General features: G+C 47.5%; 2 protein-coding genes and 1 pseudogene. 1 reads left to right on the top strand and 2 read right to left on the bottom strand.

All coding sequences use genetic code 11. The features are described 5' to 3' along the window. Nucleotides 1–329 precede the first annotated feature (329 nt). Nucleotides 330–437, top strand: a pseudogene (locus Q0835_RS29775) (type I restriction-modification system subunit M N-terminal domain-containing protein); the annotation flags it as partial. A gap of 162 nt (nucleotides 438–599) precedes the next feature. On the opposite strand, the gene Q0835_RS29770 reads toward Q0835_RS29775, so the two are convergent. Together Q0835_RS29770 and Q0835_RS29765 are read right to left on the bottom strand one after the other, a co-directional pair. Continuing rightward, nucleotides 600–1,469: a hypothetical protein gene (locus tag Q0835_RS29770; protein ID WP_298967103.1), complete on the bottom strand. Its 870-nt coding sequence runs from the start codon at nucleotides 1,467–1,469 to the stop codon at nucleotides 600–602. 35 nt (nucleotides 1,470–1,504) lie between these two features. Continuing rightward, a partial coding sequence (locus Q0835_RS29765) for a hypothetical protein (protein ID WP_298967101.1) occupies nucleotides 1,505–1,864 on the bottom strand: 360 nt, incomplete at its 5' end.

The raw sequence follows: 1,864 nt of genomic DNA, 5'->3' as shown, positions 1-1,864 counted from the left end.
CTGATCTGTGAAGATGAGCCAAAATCACTCCCTTAAGCAATCAGCCAATCTGGACCCATAGGTGCTGACGCGGAACACATTGGTACGTCACAGTTCGCAACCCTCATATACGCATCAGCGCTATCCTTGCGATTGTATCTGTTGGCCTTGGCGTGGTTGGTCTTGTTCTTGGGGGGCTTAGCCTCTTTCATTCTCCGTAGCCTCCTTCCTCTCGCTAACTCTCCCGGCTAAAGTTACCCGAATTTCAGCGAACCATACGGAGCCAGTGGTCTGCTGGAAGAGTTTCTCTGGATCAAATCAACAAGGCCGTGTGAGTAGCTTGTGTCACCTTCAGAGGTGTGGTCGATCCGTCGATCTACAAGGACTATGTCCTGACCGTGCTCTTCCTGAAGTGCATTTCGGATGTCTGGAGGGACCACTATGAGAGCTACAAGTAGGAAGAAGAACACTCGGCAGCTGGGTGCCGACATTATCAAGACGCTGGAGACTCGCGGCGAAACTTCACCTGCCCAGTGGGGGGAACCCGCCTGAGCAAGGTCTCCGATTGGCTGCTCAAAAATATGTACCAAACATTTCTTCGTTCAGAGCTCCCCTCTGTGTTACTTTTGTGAACCCTTCAGTCTCGTCGCGGCCTTTGACGGTGGGTCAGGTTGTACCGCTATGTTTTTGTGTCGGTACACAAAGCCATCTCCTGGCTGATCTTCGGGCACATCTAGCTGCTGCTCACTTACCAGAACTATGTACCGAATTGTATGTAACTCAATGCCTTGTAGAACTCCGCCTGCATAGAGAGCAGCCTGATTTCTTGCGGTTTCTGCGAAGTTTTCGACTTGGTCTTGGCTAAGTACCTTTTTCCACTCCGTAAGTACAAGCCCATCTGAGATTTCGATATCACGTTCTTTTACTTGTTCGCCATATATAAGATCGGTTCGTGCACGTTGACTATGTGCTTTGAATGCGAAGATGCCGTGTTGCAGCAAATGGATTGCACCTAAGGCTTCACATTGCGTCTCACCCTTTCCGAATGCATGAGCCCAGTCTTCTTGAACGTTCTGACTGGTGGCAATAGACCATTGCAATTGAAGTAGCGCTCGCTCGAATGTTTTGCGAATGATAAAATCTGTATTCTGAAGGTAATAGTCGACCTCCGATTTCGTCATTTGCAATAGAACCGCAACTTCGCAAATATTAGCGGCGTACATGTCTGGAGTTGACGGTGTTCCACTATTGACTATGCTTTGTAGGCGTTGGTTTTCCAATGCTGCACGGGCATTTTCAGGTAGCTTGTCACCTGCTTCTTCGGTGAATTGAGTGAGGTCTTTGACAAGCGATACCGCTGCTCTCCAAATTGCTTTCGACTGCGCTGCATTAGCTTGAGGTCCTTGAAATCTAGACCACATATCCAGCGTCGAACCAAGCGAGACAATGCGATTCGAAATGGCTTGCCACTCGGATCTTATCAATTCCATATAAGTTTGCCTCGGCTGTAGTAATGCAACAATTGTTATTGAAGTTTTTGTTTATTTGTTGGCATGTTAACTATGTTACTTTGATCCATAAGCTCTAGTTGATCGGTGTCCTCCTTTGTGTTTTCTAAGGGGTTAGTGGCCGCAAATTCTTGTAAGAAGGGAGCGTTTGCTAGTTTTTCACGAAGTTGAAACATCCGCTTTTCACCTTGGGAAATAAAGTCGGAGTAAAGCCAAGGCTTGATGACGACAGAATCGGACCATTCCTTTCTACTGTCATCTTCGCCGTCTGCTAAGATGTTCCCGAGAACATGACCAAAAACTTTAGTATCCACGCCTTGGAGGAAACCCCTCGTCTTCAGACGAGCCCGCTTTAGCGTGAAGTGAATAAGAATGAC

It is taken from the genome of uncultured Roseibium sp. (assembly GCF_947499295.1).
Classification (GTDB): Bacteria; Pseudomonadota; Alphaproteobacteria; order Rhizobiales; family Stappiaceae; genus Roseibium.
This window is presented reverse-complemented; position numbering and strand designations above follow the sequence as displayed.